The 22,528-nt window shown below is 59.4% G+C and carries 14 protein-coding genes, 3 pseudogenes and 1 other annotated feature; of the genes and pseudogenes, 6 read left to right on the forward strand and 11 right to left on the reverse strand.

Features of this window, described 5'->3' with window-relative positions; translation table 11 throughout:
* Positions 1 to 88 precede the first annotated feature (88 nt).
* From NMA58_RS30640 to NMA58_RS30650, 3 genes are read right to left on the reverse strand one after another with little or no spacing between them, the layout of a single operon-like run.
* The gene (locus NMA58_RS30640; protein WP_416068738.1) at positions 89 to 1,552 is read right to left on the reverse strand and encodes an L-lactate permease; all 1,464 of its coding nucleotides are present in this window, start codon (positions 1,550 to 1,552) and stop codon (positions 89 to 91) included.
* Between the two features lie 41 nt (positions 1,553 to 1,593).
* Positions 1,594 to 2,493 (reverse strand): dihydrodipicolinate synthase family protein, encoded by a 900-nt coding sequence (locus NMA58_RS30645; protein WP_416068737.1) that lies wholly within the window; start codon positions 2,491 to 2,493, stop codon positions 1,594 to 1,596.
* Positions 2,494 to 2,548: 55 nt separating this feature from the next.
* Positions 2,549 to 3,766: a trans-sulfuration enzyme family protein gene (locus NMA58_RS30650; RefSeq protein WP_416068736.1), complete on the reverse strand. Its 1,218-nt coding sequence runs from the start codon at positions 3,764 to 3,766 to the stop codon at positions 2,549 to 2,551.
* An 81-nt stretch (positions 3,767 to 3,847) separates the two neighbouring features.
* Here NMA58_RS30650 and NMA58_RS30655 point away from each other — a divergent pair, with 81 nt between their 5' ends.
* From NMA58_RS30655 to NMA58_RS30670, 4 genes are all read left to right on the forward strand, one after another.
* The gene (locus NMA58_RS30655; RefSeq protein ID WP_416068735.1) at positions 3,848 to 5,335 is read left to right on the forward strand and encodes a PLP-dependent aminotransferase family protein; all 1,488 of its coding nucleotides are present in this window, start codon (positions 3,848 to 3,850) and stop codon (positions 5,333 to 5,335) included.
* 238 nt (positions 5,336 to 5,573) lie between these two features.
* The gene (locus NMA58_RS30660; RefSeq protein WP_416068734.1) at positions 5,574 to 6,065 is read left to right on the forward strand and encodes an MOSC domain-containing protein; all 492 of its coding nucleotides are present in this window, start codon (positions 5,574 to 5,576) and stop codon (positions 6,063 to 6,065) included.
* Positions 6,066 to 6,092: 27 nt separating this feature from the next.
* Positions 6,093 to 7,022, forward strand: a complete 930-nt coding sequence (locus tag NMA58_RS30665; RefSeq protein WP_416068733.1) for a PDR/VanB family oxidoreductase — start codon at positions 6,093 to 6,095, stop codon at positions 7,020 to 7,022.
* Positions 7,023 to 7,035: 13 nt separating this feature from the next.
* The gene (locus tag NMA58_RS30670; protein WP_416068732.1) at positions 7,036 to 9,432 is read left to right on the forward strand and encodes a transketolase; all 2,397 of its coding nucleotides are present in this window, start codon (positions 7,036 to 7,038) and stop codon (positions 9,430 to 9,432) included.
* A gap of 401 nt (positions 9,433 to 9,833) precedes the next feature.
* On the opposite strand, the pseudogene NMA58_RS30675 reads toward NMA58_RS30670, so the two are convergent.
* Positions 9,834 to 11,320 (reverse strand): annotated as a pseudogene (locus NMA58_RS30675) (aldehyde dehydrogenase).
* A gap of 133 nt (positions 11,321 to 11,453) precedes the next feature.
* On the opposite strand from NMA58_RS30675, the gene NMA58_RS30680 reads away from it, so the two are divergent.
* Complete coding sequence (locus NMA58_RS30680; RefSeq protein WP_099086550.1) at positions 11,454 to 12,485, forward strand: IS110 family transposase; 1,032 nt, start codon at positions 11,454 to 11,456, stop codon at positions 12,483 to 12,485.
* 381 nt (positions 12,486 to 12,866) lie between these two features.
* On the opposite strand, the gene NMA58_RS30685 is transcribed toward NMA58_RS30680, so the two are convergent.
* The 3 genes from NMA58_RS30685 to istA all read right to left on the reverse strand — a co-directional run bounded on the left by NMA58_RS30685 (position 12,867) and on the right by istA (position 16,325).
* Positions 12,867 to 13,871, reverse strand: coding sequence for an IS701 family transposase (locus NMA58_RS30685; RefSeq protein WP_416068731.1), 1,005 nt, complete (start codon positions 13,869 to 13,871; stop codon positions 12,867 to 12,869).
* 174 nt (positions 13,872 to 14,045) lie between these two features.
* On the reverse strand, positions 14,046 to 14,801 hold the full coding sequence (gene istB, locus NMA58_RS30690; RefSeq protein WP_416068576.1) for an IS21-like element helper ATPase IstB: 756 nt from the start codon (positions 14,799 to 14,801) through the stop codon (positions 14,046 to 14,048).
* Between the two features lie 12 nt (positions 14,802 to 14,813).
* Positions 14,814 to 16,325: an IS21 family transposase gene (istA, locus tag NMA58_RS30695; RefSeq protein WP_434714930.1), complete on the reverse strand. Its 1,512-nt coding sequence runs from the start codon at positions 16,323 to 16,325 to the stop codon at positions 14,814 to 14,816.
* A 202-nt stretch (positions 16,326 to 16,527) separates the two neighbouring features.
* Between istA and NMA58_RS30700 the strand changes: the two are divergent.
* Positions 16,528 to 17,701 (forward strand): annotated as a pseudogene (locus NMA58_RS30700) (IS3 family transposase).
* Positions 16,755 to 16,871: a sequence feature (AL1L pseudoknot), on the forward strand. (Overlaps the previous pseudogene by 117 nt.)
* A gap of 40 nt (positions 17,702 to 17,741) precedes the next feature.
* Here the strand turns inward: NMA58_RS30700 and NMA58_RS30705 are convergent.
* The 4 genes and pseudogenes from NMA58_RS30705 to NMA58_RS30720 form a co-directional block, all read right to left on the reverse strand.
* A pseudogene (locus NMA58_RS30705) lies at positions 17,742 to 18,038 on the reverse strand (transposase); the annotation flags it as partial.
* A gap of 327 nt (positions 18,039 to 18,365) precedes the next feature.
* Complete coding sequence (locus NMA58_RS30710; protein WP_099086550.1) at positions 18,366 to 19,397, reverse strand: IS110 family transposase; 1,032 nt, start codon at positions 19,395 to 19,397, stop codon at positions 18,366 to 18,368.
* 129 nt (positions 19,398 to 19,526) lie between these two features.
* A protein-coding gene (locus NMA58_RS30715; RefSeq protein WP_434714932.1) for an IS5 family transposase occupies positions 19,527 to 20,290 on the reverse strand; the annotation gives its coding sequence in 2 pieces (ribosomal slippage) (positions 19,527 to 19,975 and positions 19,975 to 20,290; 765 coding nt in all).
* Between the two features lie 394 nt (positions 20,291 to 20,684).
* On the reverse strand, positions 20,685 to 22,472 hold the full coding sequence (locus NMA58_RS30720; protein WP_416068716.1) for an HrpF/NolX family T3SS translocon protein: 1,788 nt from the start codon (positions 22,470 to 22,472) through the stop codon (positions 20,685 to 20,687).
* Between the last annotated feature and the right edge of the window lie 56 nt (positions 22,473 to 22,528).

Raw genomic sequence — 22,528 nt, forward strand, 5'->3', positions numbered from 1 at the left:
TTATTGGGGCTCGTTCAGAAATGGAGAAGTTTGCTGGCATCTCGTGCCACAGGGGCTGCATTTGATCCGCAACAAGGACCGGGTCCCGCTAAAGTACACGATACGTGATCATCAGCGAGCCTATCAGCAAAACGGCTATGACCGCGGCGCCAAAAGGCAACATGGCCCGGTAGACTGCGCGCTCTTGTCCGCGACAACCTGCCATATTGCAAACAATGGACATGCGAACTGGTGAAATCAGGTTCAGCGCCAGGGCGGCGGTATGTTGCAGGGCAATCACGGCCGCGACATTGAGGCCCGCTTCCTTCGCAAGACTGACCTGCGAACTCATGAACAGGCCGTTTGCGGCGTTACCACTGTTTGCAAGGGCTCCGAACACTGCCGAGACAAGAGCAAGCCATGTCAACGCGCCTCCGCCGGCTGCGGAATGTATCCCCTCTCCCAATGCCGCGGCAATCCCGGAGCTGGATAGCAGCTCTGCCATCATCGAGAAGATGATGATGGCAAGAATTGCGAGCCGTCCGGTTCTCCAGGCTGTCAGGACTTGCGATCCTAAGCTGGAAACATGACCATAGACGAATGCGCAGATGACAGCGCCTAAAGCCAACCACGTGCCCGCATGAAACAGCGGCGACCAGGCCGGGGCTCCGACGAACGGCTCGAGCCGCCCAGTTTGCAGCAGGAATTCGCTCAGGGGCGAGATCAGCCGGGTCGCCATGAGCCATGTGATGAGGATCGCGAACGGCGCCATTCTCCGCAGGGCGTCAAGGAGTCGGCCCGCATTGGGGCGCTCATCGACAAGATAACGCAGCACGATGACCGGTCCATAGGCGCAGAGCATCGCAACTTCAGGCCCCAGTGCTCGCGTTGCCGCAATCAGCAGAAACAGGCTTCCGCCGAGCCAGACGACCTCGCTGAGACACTCGCTGGATGAAGCCCCGACGCCTGCTTTTTCGGCCATCCTCCAGTAGAGCGGCAACCAGAGCGCATTCAGGGCGACTTGAAAAAAGCTGGCATTGACAGCGAGCATGGTCGGATCGCTTCGAGAGAAGGCGCCAGCGACGATCGCGCCGTTGCCCATGCCGCCCCACAGGATCATTGTCTGGCTGAGCAGGCTGAAGGCCATGAGATAGACCGGTTGCAGGTCGAGCCTGCGCAACAACAGCATCGTCCCGACGATTCCGACGCCGAAGCCGGTCGCGGATTCTGAAAACGGGCCGATCAGGAAGCACGCAGCAAACAGCAGACGTCGCTTGGACTGCCTGTTCTGCCGGAGACTCTCGACCGGCATCGCTGCATCCCCGGGCCGAATAGCCATCTGCCAGAATAACAGCCCGCCCAGTATATATGGTACGACGATCCACCCGATCCATGCGCCGCGAAAGAGCGCGCTGGCGCCGTCGCGCAACTGAAATTCGCCGGGCGCCGCGCCAAGCGCGACAACGATTGCCACCAGCAGGCTGATGCTTGCGGCAACGAGCGTGGAAGCCCGACCGCTTGCCAGCAGGCCGATGACGATGAGCGCGGGCAATGCCCAGACGATGTAAAGCAATGCCGTCGTGATCCTCCGTCGGCGTCTGACCTAGCTAAGCGTCACGCCAGATCCTGCTCGAGCAAGGTCAGGCAGTGTGCTACCTTCTCTTTTGCAAGCGGCGGTATTGGGAGGATGGGACGGGGCGGCTCGGCCCGGCAGACGCCAAGCAGATCGGCCATCGTATAGACGGTTCGCAGGCTGGAGAACTGCTTGAAGAGCTCCCAGATAGGGGCAAGACTTGCATCGATCCGGAGTGCCTCTTCAGTATCGCCGTTCTGAGCTGCTCTCACGAGGCGCAGGCACACGTCCGGAAGAATGCCGGCGAGCACGCTGTACCAGGTATCGGCCCCACGGGTCATGGCTTCGGCAGCATTCCAGTCGCCGCTATAGCCGATCGAGAAGCTCTTGGGTGTGGCGGATCTCTGCTGCCCCAGGTGGCTCGCGATCTCCTCGGGTTTTTCCGTCGGATTCTTGATCGCCAAGATGCCAGGCACCTGAGCCAACCGTTCCACCAGGACCGCCGTGAAGCGGAAATGGGTCGTCCCCGGATTGTCATAGATCACGATGGGAAGGCCGCTCTTTCGAGCAACGGTGGAAAAATGCTCGAAGACTTCATCCTCCGTCAGCGGCGCGTACGAAACGGCGGCAAGAAGACCTGCGGTCGCGCCTGCGGCCTTGGCGTCCTGCGCCAGCCTGACCGCCTCGTCGGTCCGCAAGGCGCCGACGCCTGCCACGACCGGTATCGCCCCGCCGGCTTCCTCAATGGCCGCGCTTAAGGCTCGTCGCCGCTCCTCGCGGGACAGATACATGTAGGTTCCGGTGCTCCCGAGAAGGCCGATGGAGTCGACGCCTGCGATGCAAAGCCGCGCCACAAGCCTCTTGAGAGCGGCAGTGTCGACGCGACCGTCCAGGTCACTCGGCGTCATGGGAAATGCGGAAAGCCCGCTCAGGAAAGCCATTCGATGCTCCGGATCCGGTTCTGTGCTTCTATATTCGCAGTCGTCAATGCGGGCGTTACAGGGTCGCGAGCGCCTGCCTCAGGTCGCCAATCAGGTCATTTACGTCCTCAAGACCGACAGAAAGACGGATGAGGTCGTCACCAACGCCCGAGACCATATGGGCGTCTTTTCGGATCGATTGCCGCGCCCTCGTAATGCTGGCCGGATGATAGATCAGGGTGTCGGTGTCGCCGAGGCTCACCGCGCGTGTCATTAGTTGCAAGCGATCGAGCATATTTCTTGCTCCGTCAAACCCGGCGTGAAGCCCAAAGGCGAGCATGCCCGACCCCTGCGCCATTTGCATGCGCGCGATCGCCTGATCGGGATGCGATTCCAGGAAGGGATAGCTCACCCAGGACACGGCGGGATGCGCTTCGAGCATACGGGCGATCGCCAGAGCAGAGGCGCTGTGCCGATCCATTCGAAGCGAAAGTGTTTTCAGACCGCGCATGATCAGGAAGCCGGAGTGTGGCGCCAAGGTGGCGCCGGTAATGTAACGCAGACCCGTTTCGTGCAGGCGGTGGAGCGTTTCGGCGTCGCCGAGTAGCGCCCCACCCAACGTGTCGCCATGACCGTTGATGTATTTCGTAAGAGAGTGAAGCACGATATCGGCGCCATGCTCGATCGGCCGCTGGAGCGCGGGAGAAGCAAAGGTACTGTCCACTGCGACCTTCACCCCACGCGCGTGCGCGCGCTCTGAGATTGCCGCAATGTCGAGAATGCTGCTGAGCGGGTTCACGGGCGTCTCGAAATAGACAAGCTTGGTCTTTTCCGTGATCGCCGCGTCGAGGTTTGACGGATCGGAGAGGTCCACGGGAACGACCTTGATGCCGAAGCGCGGCAGCCCCTGCTCCACCATTGCCACAGTATTCGAGTAAAGCGTTTTGTGAACGACAAGCTCGTCGCCCTGCGACAGCAAGGAGAGGATCAGAGTGCCGAAGGCGGCCATACCGGTCGATACGACAAGGCCCGCCTCCGCCCCTTCCAGGTTCGCAAGCCTCTGCTCGAGGATCTCTGTGGTCGGATTGTATTCCCGCGCGTAAAGTCGGCCGCCAAGCGCTGCTGCGGCGTCATTGGCCTCGACGCTCTCGAAGCCGTAGGTCGAGGTCAGGAAGACTGGCGGCTGGACTGCCCGTTTGTAGTCCCCCGGGCTGAACGCATGATGAATGGCTCGCGTGTCGAATGCGTAGCTTGCCGCGTGAAATTGGTCGTCATGCTCGCTGCCGCCTGTCATAGCTGGATCGTATCCTCTTTGCTTTGGCCCAGACTGGCATCATACTGGTTGGCATGAAACATCCAGTTTGGCAGAAAGAATATGGTCCAGTCGGAAAACCAAGCGGCGGCAGTGCACGCACCCAGAATGGGCGCACGCAGGATTTACGAGGCACTCAAGAGTCAGATCCTTAGCCGTGTCTATGAAGCGGGAAGCCAACTGCCGTCTTCACGCAGCCTGGCGAATGAACTGCATGTGTCGCGGACAACAGTTACCGTTGCCTATGAACAGCTTGCCGCTGAAGGCTTTGTGGAACTGCGCCAAGGCGCTCGCCCGCGTGTGACAGCGCTGGAGCCGAGACAGCGGCCGCGAGAATCCGACACCACACAGGAGGCGTTCGGGCCGCTTTCTGCTTACGGCGAAAGACTTCGGGCGCTTTCGCCGTGGCTCGACTATCTGCCAACCAACCTGGCGGTTGATTTTCGGTACGGAGACCTTGCCCCATCTGACTTTCCGGCACTGGCGTGGAAGCGCGCTATCAATTCGGTGATTGCCCAAAGACCCGGGCGGCTGGCCTATGAGGACCCACGAGGATCCCGGCGCCTGCGGCAAGCCCTTCAGGGTTACCTTTGGCGGGCACGGACGTTGCAATGCGATCTTGAGCAAATCATCATCGTCAACGGCTCCCAGCAGGGGCTGGATCTCTGCGCGCGGATCCTCCTCGACGCGAACAGCGCATTTGTGATGGAGAATCCCGGCTACCGAATGGCTCGCCAGATCTTCTCAAGCACCGGGGCTTGCGCCGTGGCAGTGGACGCGGATGCGGGCGGCCTGAAGACCCCGGACTTATCAGGAATCGACGCCCGGATGGCCTATGTCACACCATCCCATCAGTTTCCCTTGGGCGGTGTCATGCCGATCAGCCGACGCCACCAGCTTCTCGCTTGGGCTCGGGATAGAGACGCCTACGTGGTTGAGGACGACTACGACAGTGAGTACCGGTACGACATCAGCCCGGTTCCGCCCCTCCAGAGCCTGGCGGACGGGCGCAACGTCATTTATCTGGGCACCGTTTCAAAGACACTGTCGCCGATGATGCGCATTGGCTACCTCGTCGTGCCAAAACAATTGCAGGAGGTGTTCGCAACCGCCAAGCAATTGACCGACCGCCATACACCCATGACCGAGCAGGAAGCGCTCGCCTCTCTGATCGAAAGTGGCGCCTATGAGAGCCATGTGCGTCGCGTCAGACGACTGAATAGGGAGCGCCGGGAGATATTATTGAGCGCTCTTGGGACTGCATTCGGCGACCGCGTCACGGTCGAGGGTGCGGATGCCGGATTGCATGTCGTCGTCTGGTTCAAAGACCTGCCGGGATCAGCTGAGATCGCCCTGATGGATGCTGCTCGCGAACGCGGCGTCGGCCTCTACGGTATTTCACCGCTCTACGATTCTGCACCAGAAGCAAGTGAGGCGCCACGAGAGCGGCTCGGATTGGTAATGGGCTATTCCGCGTTGACAGGAAGGCAGATCGAGAAGGGCATTCAACTTGTCGCCTCGGCCGTCGATGCGGTGAAGGGTTCGGGCTGACAGCAATACCCGGCTCGCCGAGCATCTTATTGCATCCTCTCCTGGCACGCCTCCAACCTTCGCCAAACTGGACTAGGAACATGCTGGTAAACTGGCACTGTTGACGAAGCCAGTTTCACGGCAGATTTCCCCATCAGCCGGGACCGGTGAGACATGGGATGATCCCATGATGAGAGCACCAGGCCGCCGGCGCGGAGATCCATTTCGATCAAAGGCAAGGCATTGCGGGAGCCGATACATGACTTGGCGGGGGAGTCTGCTCCACATTCACATTGCGCCGGCCGCTTCCTACGAAATGGAAGAACTCGCCGAGGCGCAACTCATCGCTGGCCGCGGCATTGCGGGCGACCGCTATTATCTCGGAACCGGGACTTATTCGCCCAAGCCTGACGTCCGCGAAGTCACGCTGATCGAGGTTGAGGTTCTCGAGGCGATTGCCAAGGGAGAGCCGAAGATTCCCGGGTTCAAAGGCATGCTTAAACCCGAAGATCACAGGCGCAACCTGACGACCCGCGGCGTTCCGCTCAATCATCTGGTCGGCGAGCGCTTCCGGGTCGGCGAAACGATCTTGCGAGCGGCACGGATGAACTTTCCCTGCAAATACATCGAGGAGCTTCTCGGCATGTCGGGCCTCTACGAAGGACTGCTGAACCGTTCCGGTCTCAACTGTTCGATCGAGGTCGGTGGTATAATCCGCCCTGGCGACCCGATCCTGCCAATCGACGAGTGACGCGACATGGGATCTCCACGTATCATCATGAAACTGATCGTTGCCGGCGTCCACGACGAGCCGGGCGACGTCCGCGTGATTGAGCTGAGACACCCACGCAAGCCTCTTCTGCCGCCCTTTGAACCAGGATCGCATGTCGACGTCCACCTCCCCGACGGGAAGGTACGCCAATACTCGCTCTGCGGTGACCCGGAAGATCTCAGCCGCTACACGATAGCGGTGAAGCGCGAAACCGATGGCCGGGGCGGCTCGGCATGGATCCACGATACTATTGCAGCAGGCGCCGAGCTGCCCGTATCCGCCCCGCGCAATCATTTCCCGCTCAGGGAGTGTGACGGGCCGGTCCTTTTGCTGGCAGGAGGCATAGGGATCACACCTATCCTTGCCATGGCGCGGGCTCTCTGTCGGCAGCGCAAGGCTTTTGAGCTCCATTATTTTTCGCGGAGCCGAAGCCTGACACCGTTGCTGGGAACTTTAGAGAAGATCATCGGCTCCGAAAGCCTGAGGCCCCACTTCGACGATCAAGTCGAAACCCGGCAGGACATTGATAGCCTGTTGTTGGCGCGGCCCGATGGTGCGCAGCTTTATTACTGCGGGCCTCCCGGCTTCATGGCAGCCGTTGCCCAGGCTTCAAGGCACTGGCCGGATGGCACGGTCCATTTCGAAGCCTTTCAGCCGCCGGCCCGGGATGATGCTCCACCCGAACCGTTCACGATTGTGCTTCGTAACGGGACGGTTGTTCCGGTACCTGCAGACGAGTCAGCGCTATCGGCCATTCGCGCCGCCGGCGTGTTGCTGATGGCGTCCTGCGAGAACGGCGTCTGCGGAACCTGCGAGTGCGGGTATTTGGAAGGACAGCCAATTCATCGCGATGCAGTGCTTTCAAACGACGCGCGTGACCGTCGGTTTATCCCATGCGTATCACGCGCGACGGGCGTTCTGAAACTCGACTTGTAAAAGAGGGGGAGTGATGAACTCCAAGATCAGCTATCTGAACGAAATTGAACGCTGCGTTTCCTGGCTTGCCGCCTGGACGATCCACCACGCCAACCATATCCGCGAAGCAGACGAGGTGAAGGTTGGCGGGCACCAGGCTTCGTCAGCGTCGCTTAGCACCATCATGACCGCGCTCTACTGCTCGGCGCTTCGTCCTGAGGATCGGGTCGCGGTCAAACCCCATGCAGCACCGATATTTCATGCTCTCCAATATCTGGCAGGGAACCAGACCCGGGAGAAGCTCGAAAACTTTCGAGGTTTCAAGGGCGCACAGAGCTATCCATCACGGACCAAGGATGTCGATGACGTCGACTTCTCCACCGGCTCGGTCGGTCTCGGTGTGGCGCAGACGCTGTTTTCTTCATTGGTTCAGGACTATGTCTCGGCACACGGCTGGATGAACGACCGGCCTGAAGGACGCATGGTCAGCTTGATCGGCGATGCCGAGATGGACGAAGGCAATATCTATGAGGCCCTGATTGAGGGTTGGAAACACGGCCTGAGAAACTGCTGGTGGGTCGTCGACTACAATCGCCAGTCGCTGGACGCTGTGGTCCGCGAAGGCCTCTGGGAGCGGTTCGAACAGATATTCAGAAACTTCGGCTGGGACGTCGTTATCCTACGCCATGGCTCTTTGCAAGAAGCCGCGTTTGCCGAGCCCGGCGGGGACAAGCTGCGGCAATGGATCGAGGCGTGCCCGAACCAGCTCTATTCCGCTCTGACCTTCCAGGGTGGCGCGGCATGGCGCAAACGGTTGCTGGACGAGATCGGTGATCAGGGGCCTGTGACTGCCTTGATAGAGCGACGTTCCGATGCGCAACTGCAAGTGCTTATGGGCAATCTCGGAGGACATGATCTGCCGAGCCTGCTCGAAGCCTTTGGACAAGCTTCGCAGCACGACCGCCCGGTCTGCTTCATCTGCTATACGATAAAGGGATATGGCTTGCCGCTTGCAGGCCACAAGGATAACCACGCCGGTCAGATGACCCCGACGCAAATCGAGGGCTTCCGCCAGCAGATGGGCGTAAAGCAGGGACAGGAATGGGAGAAATGGGCGGCGGCTACACTGCCGGCTGGTGAGCTCGAATCCTTCCTTGCTCAAGTATCGTTCTTCAGCGAGGGCCGCCGCAGACTGTCTTCGCCGGCGATCCCGATTCCTCCTACGCTTCCCTCCCCTGGGCAGCCAGGCAAACTGCTTTCAACCCAGATGGGCTTTGGCCAGATTCTGAACGATATCGCGCGTGACGACACGCTGCTCGCCGAGCGCATCGTCACGACCTCTCCGGACGTGACTGTGTCAACCAACCTCGGCCCCTGGGTCAATCGGCGCGGGTTGTTTGCCCGTGAGGGCATGTCCGACCTCTTCAAGGCGGAGCGGATTCCGTCGACCTACAACTGGGAGTTCGGTCCTAAAGGCCAGCATCTCGAACTGGGGATTGCCGAATCCAACCTGATGATCATGCTTGGTGCGCTCGGCCTTTCCCATTCGATCAACGGCGCCCGGCTCCTGCCCATCGGCACTGTCTATGATCCGTTCATCTACCGCTCGGCCGACCAGTTGAACTACGCCTGTTACCAGGATGCGCGCTTCCTGCTGGTCGCAACACCGTCCGGCGTGACGCTTGCTCCGGAAGGCGGCGCGCACCAGTCGATCGGCACGCCACTGATAGGTATGGCACAGGACGGGCTGTGCTCGTTCGAGCCTGCCTTCGTCGACGAGCTTTCGGTCATCATGCGCTTTGCCTTCGACTACATGCAGCGCGACGGCGAAGGTGACCCCGATGAAACAACGTGGTTGCGCGATCAGACCGGTGGATCCGTTTATCTCCGCCTGTCGACGCGCCCGCTCGAGCAGCCAGCACGCCAAATGGCGCCTGATCTGGAGCAAGACATTATCAATGGTGGCTACTGGTTGCGTCGGCCAGGTCCCAACGCCAGTGTGATCATTGCCTATCAGGGAGTCATCGCGCCCGAGGCGATCGCCGCAACAGGTCTGCTCGCCGAAGATCGACGGGACGTTGGATTGTTGGCGATCACCTCAGCGGACCGGCTCAATGCCGGCTGGCAAGCTGCTGAACGCGCCCGGCAACGTGGAGCGGTCGGGGCGATGAGCCATATTGAACGCCTGCTGGCGCCTTTGTCACGGGATTGCGGGATCGTCACGGTGATCGATGGCCACCCAGCCACGCTCTCCTGGATTGGGGGGGTCTATGGTCACCGCGTCAAGTCGCTGGGGGTCGAACATTTCGGCCAGACCGGCACAATTGCAGACCTTTATCGGCATCATGGTCTTGATACAAATGCGATCATGCACGCAGCTCAAGCCGTAAGCGGCGGACGGACCGTTCGTTATCTTCAAGCCCTTTCATGAAGCTGAACCGGCTGCTTGGCAACCTTCTGTCTCAGAGACTTCTTGGTCGGGATGGGATCGCCTGCGATTGCTCTTCAATCGCCGTAAGGAATTGTTCATCAGCCAAAGGACCAGATCGTCTGAAGGGAAATAATCAAGCGGCTGTGAAAAGCAGCCACTTGATCGGTCGCCGGTTCGAGAGTTTTGTGTTGTCGGTGATCGGTTCATGCTTCAGAAGCACGCCCGCAACTGCCTCTAGATGGTGTTACGAAACTGCTTCAGCGTGAGCACCGAGCCACCTCTTGTATCCGGCCGCGCGGTCATTGAATTGCGCTCTGTAATCTCTTGGCAAGAGGTTATGTGAAGGCATTATTGGCATGGGCCACAGCAGTTAGTACCATTGACCTGGCCGTATTGTGCAATCAAAACGGGTAATGACGTTCTAACGTCTGTACCGTCATCCAACGCAAATCAGTGAATTCAGCGATGCCTGCCCGTCCGCCGAAACGGCCGATGCCAGATGACTTTACACCGCCGAGTGGCAGCTGCGCCTCGTCGTGAACGGTCGGACCGTTTATATGGCAAATACCGCTTTCGATCCGCAACGCCACCTGCCAGGCCCGTGCAATGTCAGCACCGAAGACAGCAGCCGAGAGGCCGTACTAAGAATCGTTGGCAATCGCAATCGCCTCTTCCACATCGTTCACCCGTAGGATCGGTTTGACTGGCCCAAAACTTTCCTCCCGAAACATACGCATGTCCGGCGTGACATGGTCGATGAGGGTCGCAGGCATCAGCGTCGAATTGCTCTTACCGCCAATAATCACCGTAGCCCCACGGGCGACTGCATCGTGGATTAGCTCGTTGCAGCGCTCCACCGTCGAGTGATTGACCACCGAACCTAGGACGACCGGCCCTCGACGGGGATCGCCCGCAGGCAGCGTCTTCGTCTTCGCCACCAGCTTCTCAACAAAGCCGTCGGCGATCTTCTCGTCGACAATTATCCGCTCCGTGGACATGCAGATCTGGCCCGAGTTCATGAATGCGCCGAAAGCTGCCGCCTGAACCGCAGCATCCACGTCGGCATCGTCGAGAATGATAAGGGGGGCCTTGCCACCGAGCTCAAGCACAACGGGCTTCAGATATTTCGCGCAGGTCAGGGCAACCGCGTGACCGATCTTCGTTGAACCGGTGAAGCTCACCCGCCGCACCGCCGGATCAGCGACCATCGCCTCAAAGATGCGGCTGGCGTCGGCAGGTGCGTTGGTAATGTAATTGACAACCCCAGGAGGCAGTCCACCTTCGGCCATCGCCTCGATGACTAGGCGTGGGTGCGGGGGCACTGCTCCGAACCTTTGAGAACAACAGTATTGCCGCAAGCGAGCGGCGCCGCAATCGCCCGGACAGCGAGGATGACCGGCGCGTTCCAGGGCGCAATGCCCACAGTAACACCTGCAGGCACCCGTACTGCCATCGCCAGCGAACCGCGCACGTCCGAAGGAATGACTTCGCCACCGATCTGGGTCGTCATAGCCGCGGCTTCTTCCAACATGTCAGCTGCGAGATGCACGTTGAAATCGGCCCAGACCTGGGTCGCGCCGATCTCAGCCTTCATCGCATCGGCAAAATCAGTATGCCGAGCGCGGATGCCGGCCGAAGCCTTCATCAGCATGTTGCGCCGCTCGTGAGGTCCGAGCTTGGCCCAACGCGCAAACGCGCTGTGCGCGGCCCTCACTGCAGCGATTGCATCCGCCTCGGTCGCGGCAGGCGCCGTGCTCACTATCTCCCCACTGATGGGGTTACCCCGCTCGAAGACTGCACCGTTCGACGCGCCTCGGAACTGATTGTTGATAAAAAGCCCAGTTTCGAGAACCTCGTCTCGGTCGGGATCTGCAAGTATGCTGCTCATATCGTACTTCTCCCTAGATGCCGTAATGGGCCGGCGTCTCATGAGTAGCCAGTTGGGTGGCTGTCCCTCAGAATGATGATGTTTGGAAACGAGGTCCGAGCGATCGGCCTCAAGCATCATGAGAGGAACAGCCATGGAATATTATGCAGGAATCGACGTCTCGCTGAAAGAGAGCAGCGTGTGCGTGGTCGACGCGACGGGCAAGTTGGTTCGCGAGGTCAAGGTAGGCAGCGAGCCTGAATGCCTGGTCGGGTATTTTGATCAACTGGACTTTCCGGTAGAGCGCATCGGCCTTGAAGCGGGGCCGTTGTCCCAATGGCTACACGCGGCTCTCGTTGCTGCGGGTCATGAGGTGGTTTTGCTGGAAACGCGGCATGTGAAGGCGGCGCTTTCGGCGATGACGGTGAAGACCGACCGCAAGGATGCACGGGGGATCGCGCAACTGCTCCGCATGGGGTGGTATCGTCCGGTCCACGCCAAATCGTCGCCGGCCCAGGACACTCGGGCTCTCCTGGTTGGCCGCAAGCTTCTGCAATCCAAGCTGCTCGACGTCGAGCTCAGCATCCGGGGTATCCTGCGTGGCTATGGATTAAAGGTCGGCGAAGTCAGCCGAGGGCGTTTCGAGGCGCGCATCCGCGAACTGATTGCAGGGCATGCGATATTGTCGATGGTGATTGACGCGATGCTGACGGCGCGAGCAGCGCTGTGGAGCGAATTTACGAAGCTGCACCGCGAGATGCTCAGGATCGCCCGCGCCGACAGAGTTTGCCAACGGCTGATGAGTGCGCCGGGTGTCGGTGCCTTGGTTGCGCTGACCTACCGCTCCGCGGTCGATGATCCAGCCCGGTTCGAAAAGTCCAGCACAGTGGGTGCCTACTTCGGGCTGACGCCGAAGAAATATCAATCCGGCGAAACTGATCGCGATGGCGGTGTCAGCAAGGTCGGCGACGCGATGGTGCGAACCGCATTGTTCGAGTCTGCGCACATAATGCTGACGCGGGCGACGCGCTTTTCCAGTCTAAAGCGCTGGGCGCTCGATGTGGCCAGGCGTCGCGGGATGAAGCGCGCGAAGGTTGCCCTCGCACGCAAACTGGGTGTCGTACTTCACCGCATGTGGATGGATGCGACGGACTTTCGCTGGAGCGCAAACCCTATGGCGGCATGAAGAGAGCTACGTGATTGACGCGGGCAAGTGCAAGGCTTGCGTCTGATGAGGTCCCGTCGCTGGGACGCAGGCTTGGCAAGGTCGTGTGTAGTGCTGTGACCGCTTCGGCGAAGCACGCTTTCTAGATTGACCTGTCGGCTTGTTGATCTGATGGCATAGTGTGGCGGTCTTCGTGCTGACCACGGACAGAAGCATGGCCTCAGCGACGAGATAATCATTCAGAGGGACTTGACGAACAAAGGCCCATTACAGAAGCACTACTTTGGCAGAATTGAATTTGGGGTCATTAGGAACCTGATACGGCAGTGAGGACATCGTTGTGGTGGATAGTGGTTTGAGAGCGCGGCTATGACAGCGCGTCGGATGGCCGGCAGTGTCGGCTTAGGCGGGCCGTGCCTCTTCCTTTTTTTCCCGCTTTGCCTTCTTGAGGCGTTGATGTTGAAGAAAGGCATAGGCAATCATCGTCATCAACGCGTGTCGGTGGAGGCCCTGCCATGATCGGCCTTCAAAGTGATCGAGGCCGAGCTCTTCCTTCATCTGCTGATGGGCCTGCTCGCAGACCCATCGCGCCTTAATGGCCGCCGCGAGCGCTTTTAAGGTCGCCTCGGCCGGTAGATTGGCGAGATAATACTTGCGCTCGTCGTTTGAGCGCCATTCACCAACGAGCCACGCCTCTTCGCCCGGCATATGCTGCTGTCCCTTGTCGAGGATGCGTTGCGGGTTGCCATCAGCAATCCGAATGCGCAGGGCAGCGAAGCGTGCGGTCAGTCGACCTTTTGTGCCGTGACGCCAACTGACCTTCTTCCAGGTGGTTCCTTCCAGGATCATTTCGGCTGCGGTCGAAAGGGTGTCGGGGATTGAATGCTTGCGCGGCCTTCCATGGCCGGCGACAGGAAAGATCAATGCAACATCATGAGGATAAACCTTCTGATGCTTGGGAATACCGACAGCCCAGGTGAGATTGCGTGCACTGAGCCCCTGGCGAAACGCAGCCGACAGACCATAGCCGGCATCCGCAAGCACGGTGCCAAACCGCACGCCTGCGGCCATCCGCCGATCGATCTCGTCGAGCGCGATCTCCGGTTTGGTGCGGGGTAGACGCATCTCCTCGGGAACACCAGCCTTCGCCATCCGATCCTGATCACTGGTCCAACTGTCGGGCAAGAACAATCGTAAGCCCACTGGGACGGGAACCTCGTCGCGGGCCAGCGTCAACGACACCAGCGTCTGGCAATTGGCGCGCTTTGCCGAGCATCGACGCGTACTGCGGCGCGACCCCAACAGAATGGTCGCCTTTCTTCGGTATGAACCGCGCCGGGTTTGCCGGAGGCTCCAACTTCTGAGAAAGTGGAGCCGATATGAGCAAGACAACAAACAAATTTTCACCTGAAGTCCGCGCCCGAGCAGTGCGTGCGTATTCCGACGAAGCCGGCCATCGATTCCGATTTGAAGCCGGCCAGTCATTCCGATTTCATTCCGGCCGGCGTTCCGATTTGAAGGCGGCCATTTCTCGGACTGATCCTGGGTCTGTCTGATGTTTGGATCTGGTTTCGTTTCAGGTCAAGCTTTGGTGTTTTCGGGTGCGACTGGCGAGCGCTGTTTTCGCATGCTTTCGCCGGTGAGATCGATGCGATAGGCGTTGTGAACGAGGCGATCCAGGATGGCATCGGCAAGCGTTGGGTTTGCGATGATTTCGTACCAGCGATCCAGGGGCACCTGACTGGTGATGATCGTCGAGCGCCGCTCGTAGCGGTCTTCGATGATCTCGAGGAGATCGCGCCGCTGATCATCGTTGAGTTTTTCCGGTCCCCAGTCATCAAGGATCAGCAGGTCGGTCTTGGCCAAGGATTTGAGGATCCTGCCGTATCGCCCGTCGCCTCTTGCAAGTGCGAGCGTGGCGAACAGCCGAGGAACCCGGTGATAGGCGACGGAGAAGTCTTCGCGGCATGCTTTGTGACCAAGCGCGCAGGCAAGCCAGCTTTTGCCGACGCCGGCTGGCCCAGTGACGAGGAGACTGTGATGCTTTCTGATCCAGTCGCAGCCGGCAAGCGCCATGAACAGGTTGCGATCGAGGCCGCGAGCGGCCCGAAAGTCGGCATTCTCGATCTGTGCATCATGGCGTAGTTTGGCGGCCCTGGCACGGGCTTCGAAGCGCTTCTGTCGGCGCATGGTGGCCTCCCGTTCGAGCAGTATGGAAAGCCATTCTCCATGCTCAAGACCGCGGGCTTCGGATTGTGCGTCAAGCTCCTGGAAGGCTGTTGCCATGCCGTAAAGGCCGAGTTCGCGCAGCATGTCGATGGTGGGATTGCTCAGCATTGGTTTGTCTCCTCAATGAAAGTAGTCGGGGCCACGCAGATTTGCGTGATCAACGATGGCCGTCGGTTCGGTGGAATGGCGCGCGGCCCTGTGGTTGGCCAGGAGCGAGGCGATGCTCTTGCAGTTCAGACCGCCGATCTCGACAGCGCGAGCTGACACCGCCTCGGCCCGATCTCGCGTGATATCGCGAAACAGGCGCAGAATGCCCAGGCATGTTCGAAAGCCCTGTTCAGGATGCGGACGACTGGCAAGAACAGCAGTGATCAAACCTTCGGTCTGCGGCCCAATGGATGCAGCCCAGCGCCGAAAGCGATCGGGTGTCCACTCGGCATATCGCCGATGGGAACTGGGCATATGATCCGGGTCGGTTCCATGCCGAGTGCCGCCATACCGCCGCTGATGAACGGCGACGCGCTTGCCGCGGTGGAAGATCTCGATGGTGCGTGCCGTCGCTCTCAAATCAACCTGCTGGCGAATGAGGCCATGCGGTACGGAATAGAGGAAGGTCTTGAACTCGACGTGATAATCGGTCGACACGCGGACCAAACGCCATTCGGCGAATTCGTAGTCTTCACCGGGAAGATTGGCGAGCGCGGCGCGCTCGACACTCTCAAACAGCTGCCGGCGACTGACGCCGAGCCGGCGCATGACATGATCATTGATGCGATCGAGTGCCTGGCCAATGGCAGCATTAGCCTCAGCAAGCGAGAAGAACGTGTGATTGCGCAGACGCCCTAAGATGCACGATTGGGCAAAACGGACCCCGTTCTCAACTTTAGATTTGTCCCTGGGCTTTCGTGGCCGTGCTGGAAGAACGCCGACGCCATAGTGAGAAGCCATCATGCCGTAGCTGCGGTTGATCTCGGGATCATAGAAACTGGCGCGACTGACGCCTGACTTCAGATTGTCGGGAACGATCAGCCGGGGAACGCCGTCAAAGAAGCGGAACATCCGGACATGTGAGCCGATCCAGTCCGGCAGTGTTTGCGTCCAGGTCGCCTCCGCATAGGTGAAGCTAGACGCGCCCAGCACCGCCACGAATATCTCCGCTTCGCGGATCTCGCCGGTCTTGCGATCAACGATCGGAATCTTCTTGCCGGAATAGTCGACGAAGACCTTGTCGCCGGCCGCATGCTCCTGGCGCATCGTCGGCGAAAGCCGTTGCTCAAAGCCACGGAAGAACTCACAAAAGCGACTGTAGCCGTAACCCTCTGGATGCGACCCACGATACTCCTCCCAGAGGATAAGCAGGGTGACGCCGGGCTTCTTGAGCTCGACGGCAAGCTCGGCCCAGTTGGGTTCGACGCGTCGTCTCGTGCCCTGTTTGACGCCATTGCGCGCAAAGAGCTTGTTCTCGAGCGCGTCATCGGTCAGTTCCCCCGGTAGGGGCCAGCTCAACCCAACTGCTGCTGCGCGCTGAAGATTATCCTGCACCGTACTGCGGGCTATTCCCAATACGACGGCGATCTCGCGGGAGCTCGTCCCGCTTCCGGCAAGCCGAAGCATTTGTCTTAATTGTCTCATGGTCAGCCTTCTCTTTGCCGGCATCAAAATGTCCTCGTTCATCGCGAGGTGATTGATGCCAAAGTTGCTGACCCAGGGGGTATCTTCAGTGTCGAAAACTGGCCGGATTTTGATTGGAATGGTGGCCGGCTTCAAATCGGAATGGTGGCCGGTCTTTGGTCGGATTGGCGGCCGGCTTCACGTCGGAATCCGCACAGTGCGGATGGTTTTGGATCACCAAGGGGAATATTCCTCGCGATGGGCGGCGGTTTCCTCGATCGCCGCCAAGATCGGCTGCATGGCGCAGACGCTCAATGAATGGGTGAAGAAGGCGGAAGTGGACGATGGTTCCCGGCCTGGACTCCCAAGCGAAGTCGCCGAGAAGATGAAGGCTCTGGAGCGGGAGAACCGCGAGCTTCGGCAGGCCAATGAGATACTGCGCAAAGCGTCCGCTTATTTCGCGATGGCGGAGCTCGACCGCCCATTGAAGCGATGATCTCCTTTATCGACGAACACCGCTCCGTATTCGGGGTCGAGCCGATCTGCAGGCTGCTGCCGATTGCCCCATCAACCTACTACGAGAACGTTGCCAAACGCCTGGACGTGGACCGGTTATCGGTCCGCGCCCGCAGCGACATTGCCTTGAAGATCGAGATACGCCGTGTGTTCGAGGCGAACTTCCGCGTCTACGGCGTGCGCAAGGTCTGGCGGCAATTGAAGCGGGAGGGCTTCGATATAGCCCGCTGCACCGTCGCCCGGCTCATGCGATCGATGGGACTTCAGGGTATCATCCGGGGCAAGCCGATCCGCACGACGATCCCGGACAAGACGGCTCCGAGCCCGCTCGATCGGGTGAACCGCCAGTTCAAGGCTCCTGCGCCGAACAGGCTCTGGGTTTCGGATTTCACCTATGTGGCCACCTGGCAAGGCTTCGTCTACGTGGCCTTCGTCATCGACGCCTTCGCGCGCCGGATTGTCGGCTGGCGGGTGAGCCGGACGGCGCATGCCGGGTTCGTCCTCGATGCTTTGGAACAGGCGCTTCATGAGCGGCGTCCCGTTCATGGTGGCGGCCTGATTCACCACTCGGACAGGGGCGTTCAATACGTGTCGATTAAGTATTCGGAGCGATTGGCGGAGGCAGGCATCGAGCCTTCCTCGGAAGCGTCGGCGACTCTTACGACAACGCCCTCGCCGAAACGATCAACGGCCTCTACAAGGCCGAGGTCATCCATCGGCGAGGACCGTGGCGCAGCTTCGAAGCGGTTGAATTCGCCACTCTGGAATGGGTCGACTGGTTCAACCATCGACGGCTTCTGGAGCCCATCGGCAACATTCCCCCCGCCGAAGCCGAGGAGCAGTATTACGCCATGCTGGACGAACCAGCCATGGCTGCATAACTTAAACCAAACAGCCTCCGGCAAACCCGGCGCGGTTCAGTAGACCTGTGTCGTCGATCACCAGAAAAGCATCTGAAGCCCCGACAATCTTGTCGGCCTGCACCGCCAGTTCCGCCTCAAGAGGACCGGCATCCCAAATCCCATCCGAGATGAAATGATGCAGGCGGTCGTAGCGATCAGGTGCCAGACGTTCCGCCATCGGCTCGATACTCTTGCGATCGCCAGGTCCGATGAGGCCCGAAATATAGACCGGGCACATCTGCCGCCGCTTCTTGTGACCAAGCTTCTCGACGAACGGCTTCAGCCAATCTGCCAGCGCAACATCCAGTTCCGACATCTCGCACACCCCTGTGAAAGTGCCCAAGATGGCCCATCATCGTAAATGGCCGGTTAATCTGCCAAAGTAGTGCTTCTGTAATGGGCCTTTGTTCGTCAAGTCCCTCTGAATGATTATCTCGTCGCTGAGGCCATGCTTCTGTCCGTGGTCAGCACGAAGACCGCCACACTATGCCATCAGATCAACAAGCCGACAGGTCAATCTAGAAAGCGTGCTTCGCCGAAGCGGTCACAGCACTACACACGACCTTGCCAAGCCTGCGTCCCAGCGACGGGACCTCATCAGACGCAAGCCTTGCACTTGCCCGCGTCAATCACGTAGCTCTCTTCATGCCGCCATAGGGTTTGCGCTCCAGCGAAAGTCCGTCGCATCCATCCACATGCGGTGAAGTACGACACCCAGTTTGCGTGCGAGGGCAACCTTCGCGCGCTTCATCCCGCGACGCCTGGCCACATCGAGCGCCCAGCGCTTTAGACTGGAAAAGCGCGTCGCCCGCGTCAGCATTATGTGCGCAGACTCGAACAATGCGGTTCGCACCATCGCGTCGCCGACCTTGCTGACACCGCCATCGCGATCAGTTTCGCCGGATTGATATTTCTTCGGCGTCAGCCCGAAGTAGGCACCCACTGTGCTGGACTTTTCGAACCGGGCTGGATCATCGACCGCGGAGCGGTAGGTCAGCGCAACCAAGGCACCGACACCCGGCGCACTCATCAGCCGTTGGCAAACTCTGTCGGCGCGGGCGATCCTGAGCATCTCGCGGTGCAGCTTCGTAAATTCGCTCCACAGCGCTGCTCGCGCCGTCAGCATCGCGTCAATCACCATCGACAATATCGCATGCCCTGCAATCAGTTCGCGGATGCGCGCCTCGAAACGCCCTCGGCTGACTTCGCCGACCTTTAATCCATAGCCACGCAGGATACCCCGGATGCTGAGCTCGACGTCGAGCAGCTTGGATTGCAGAAGCTTGCGGCCAACCAGGAGAGCCCGAGTGTCCTGGGCCGGCGACGATTTGGCGTGGACCGGACGATACCACCCCATGCGGAGCAGTTGCGCGATCCCCCGTGCATCCTTGCGGTCGGTCTTCACCGTCATCGCCGAAAGCGCCGCCTTCACATGCCGCGTTTCCAGCAAAACCACCTCATGACCCGCAGCAACGAGAGCCGCGTGTAGCCATTGGGACAACGGCCCCGCTTCAAGGCCGATGCGCTCTACCGGAAAGTCCAGTTGATCAAAATACCCGACCAGGCATTCAGGCTCGCTGCCTACCTTGACCTCGCGAACCAACTTGCCCGTCGCGTCGACCACGCACACGCTGCTCTCTTTCAGCGAGACGTCGATTCCTGCATAATATTCCATGGCTGTTCCTCTCATGATGCTTGAGGCCGATCGCTCGGACCTCGTTTCCAAACATCATCATTCTGAGGGACAGCCACCCAACTGGCTACTCATGAGACGCCGGCCCATTACGGCATCTAGGCCGTCGACTCATAAACTTTGGCACCAGATTCTCGTGGCGACGAGCTTTACGGCAGCGAGGTAGTTTTCGGGGCGCTTGTCGTATCGGGTTGCAATGCCTCGGAACTGTTTGATCCTGTTGAAGAACCGCTCAACGAGGTTGCGCTGCCGATAGACCCAGCGCGAGAATACGAAGGAGCCCTTGCGGTTTGACTTCGGCGGAATGTTGGCCCAGGCCTTTCGCTCGGCCGCCTTGGCCCGAATGACATTGCTGTCATACCCCTTATCGGCCAGTAGGATGTCTCCCTCGCCGAGCTCGTCCGTCAACGCGTCGGCCTCGGTGCAGTCAGCGATCTGCCCGCCGGTCAGGCGGAGGGTGACGGGGCGGCCGTCTGCGTCGACGAGCGCATGGATTTTGCTCGTAAGTCCGCCGCGGGAACGTCCCATGCCGCCATTGTCTCCATCCCCCTTTTTCCCGTGGCCGCATGCTGGTGAACGCGGACACAGGTCGAGTCGATCATGACGATGTCGCCATCGTAAGCCTCCGAAACCGCCTCAAAAAGCCGATCCCAGACCCCGGCTTTCCGCCAGCGGACGAAGCGGTTGTAGCAGGTGGTCGACGGACCGTAGCGCTCTGGGATTTCCGCCCAGGGCGAGCCCGTCCGGAACGGCCAGAGAATGCCATTTAGCACCCGCCGATCATCGACGCGGGGAACGCCGCCGGCCTTGTTGGGCAACAGTGGCGACAGGATCGACCATTCGTGGTCGGTGAGTTCGTAGCGGCGACGCGTCATAGAGGCTCCCTCTTTCGGAAGCCTTGAATCACGACAGCCGGTAAACACCAAGCAATTTTATGAGTTTACGCCCTAGGACTAGCTATAGGCGCAGACATAGATGCTCGCAGTCTGTGAAATCGTCTCTCCGCCATACCGTACCCAACCCCGATGCTGATAGACGGGGTCTCCTTGTCGCTTACCGAGTTCCTGGGCGAGCCCGATGAGAAGGCCATCAGCCCACGGAGCCTACAAGCTTCGCGCCCGTCTGCGGGCCTTTCAAGCGTCTCGTTAAGGTCGTATACGGTGAACATGGCCCGGAGGTACTCTCGCGCGGTGACCGGCATTGGCCACCTAACACGCCCGCAATGTCAGCCCGGCCCCCCTGGCTGGCAACGGCCGCGGCTTGCACAACTCAGGCGGCAAGCCGTTCTTGCAGGTTGTTTAGATAATCTTCTGCGTAGGTTTGCGCCATCGTAATCGGCAGATTGATCCCGGCCGTGGCCGCCTCTTCCAGTGCCTTCTTTACGAGCCCATTGCGAATTGCCAGCTTGACCTCGGGGCCTGCGACCAGGCTGAGCGCCTGCGCTCCAATACTGATGCCAGCTTGTTGCAGCGCCTGCTTCATATTGCCTCCGGTAATGGCTGTACGGAGAAGATTTGCCGCTTGCGCTTCGCACGCAAGAGCCATTGAAGCCGCGTCGGCCACTTGGCCTAAGACAGGAACGAAGCTCAACAAACCCACCGCCGTCGCAGCCCAATCGAGCACCGGCGAGACCACCTTGAGCACATCGCCGACTGCGTGGACAAAGGCTCCTCCGTTTTTTTTGGGCGTTTTGGCATTAGGCTGGTCCGTCCGACCCATCATCATATCTGAGACGGCGTCCTGTTGTGCAGCGGTTTGGGGAGCATGAGCCTTCCACTGCTGAACGGTGCGGTTCGCTGACGACATGCTGTCGCAAAAATGTGCAAAGTCCTTTTTGCTGATGTCACCGGAGTCCACCGTGTGTCCGCCGCCGAAGTCGAAGAACGAATTATGGGTCTTATACCCCGTAATCGTATTGTTTAGCAGACCAAATAATAGAGGATCTGAGAGTAGTTGCGAGGCTGCTTTCTGTACTTTCGGATCACAGCGGTTATCCTCTGCCATGCTCGCGAGCTTGTCACGAGTGAGATCACCACTTCCAAAGAAGGCGTCCTGATTGCCTTTTATCGATTCAATTGTGTCCAGCTCGGTTTGCGTGAGACTCATTGCCGATGAAGCAACCTGCAGAAAATCCTCTTTGTGCACCTGGTCTATCGCACCACCGTATAACTGCTTCCATTCGTCCGGGCGCTCGACGAAGTACTGAGCCGCCGCAATGACCTGAGGCGGACATTTGCCCGTTTTCGCTTCGCCTTCGACGATCCGCTTAAACTCAGCGACACTGAGGTTTTTGGGCAGGTTTTCGGAGTACCGGTAAAGCTCGCGTAACGCATCGTTCCGTGTCATGGCCGATGGATCGGGATTCCCAATGCTGTCGGATGGAATGTAATTCTGCGTATAGCTTTGCGCCTGATTCTCCAGAAATTCAGTAATTTGTGAATGGTGGTCACAGAATGCTGACAAGTCTTGAGCCGTAAATCTGCCGCCGCAGCGGCCATCACCCTGCGAGCCGATAGCATAAAAGAGCTCTGGATCCTCCTGCAATCCCTCGATAGCCGCTTTCAGATCCGGCGGCGTTGAGGGATCATTCGCTTTGTCTCCCAGCGATTCCCACTTGAGCGGACATTGGTCCTTATGACGGTTTAGCACTGCTACAATCTGTAACTCGACTGAGGTGAGCGTCCCGCCGTCCCACTTGATTCTCTCGCTTTTTACGGGCGTCGTTGCGACTGACGAAGATTCGATCGATGAAGTTTCCGGGCGCTGACCCATTGATTCTAGTGCCGCCTTCATATGTGGCGGCAGCAGGTCCAATGGGTGCCGCGTCAATTCCTCCAACGACGACCCGGCTGTCGGCGACAGCGATTCCGACGCATGCTGGCACAACCGTTCCAAAGGCAATGCGAGGCTCCGGAGCGCGAACTGACCGGTCCTTCCTTCAGGCCGGCAAATGGAAAGCATCGCATCGAAGTTCTGCTGAGTCTTACCGAGCGCGGGTACTGAACCATACCAACCCCGTGCCGACTGCGAAAAAACCTTGGCGATATTGTTTGACATTGTGGCTCCTCGGACGAGATTGCAATCCCCTGGGAGATGCAAGATTAGTTCACGAA

The sequence above is a fragment of the Rhizobium sp. YTUHZ045 genome, assembly GCF_051124255.1.
In the GTDB taxonomy this organism is placed as follows: Bacteria; Pseudomonadota; Alphaproteobacteria; order Rhizobiales; family Rhizobiaceae; genus Rhizobium.

Excerpts from the sequence above, each read along its gene's own strand:
- NMA58_RS30645 (WP_416068737.1), bottom strand. The coding sequence starts at position 2,493 with ATGGCTTTCCTGAGCGGGCTTTCCGCATTTCCCATGACGCCGAGTGAC.
- NMA58_RS30650 (WP_416068736.1), bottom strand. The coding sequence starts at position 3,766 with ATGACAGGCGGCAGCGAGCATGACGACCAATTTCACGCGGCAAGCTAC.
- NMA58_RS30655 (WP_416068735.1), top strand. The coding sequence starts at position 3,848 with ATGGTCCAGTCGGAAAACCAAGCGGCGGCAGTGCACGCACCCAGAATG.
- NMA58_RS30660 (WP_416068734.1), top strand. The coding sequence starts at position 5,574 with ATGACTTGGCGGGGGAGTCTGCTCCACATTCACATTGCGCCGGCCGCT.
- NMA58_RS30665 (WP_416068733.1), top strand. The coding sequence starts at position 6,093 with ATGAAACTGATCGTTGCCGGCGTCCACGACGAGCCGGGCGACGTCCGC.
- NMA58_RS30670 (WP_416068732.1), top strand. The coding sequence starts at position 7,036 with ATGAACTCCAAGATCAGCTATCTGAACGAAATTGAACGCTGCGTTTCC.
- NMA58_RS30680 (WP_099086550.1), top strand. The coding sequence starts at position 11,454 with ATGGAATATTATGCAGGAATCGACGTCTCGCTGAAAGAGAGCAGCGTG.
- istB (WP_416068576.1), bottom strand. The coding sequence starts at position 14,801 with ATGCTGAGCAATCCCACCATCGACATGCTGCGCGAACTCGGCCTTTAC.
- istA (WP_434714930.1), bottom strand. The coding sequence starts at position 16,325 with ATGAGACAATTAAGACAAATGCTTCGGCTTGCCGGAAGCGGGACGAGC.
- NMA58_RS30710 (WP_099086550.1), bottom strand. The coding sequence starts at position 19,397 with ATGGAATATTATGCAGGAATCGACGTCTCGCTGAAAGAGAGCAGCGTG.
- NMA58_RS30720 (WP_416068716.1), bottom strand. The coding sequence starts at position 22,472 with ATGTCAAACAATATCGCCAAGGTTTTTTCGCAGTCGGCACGGGGTTGG.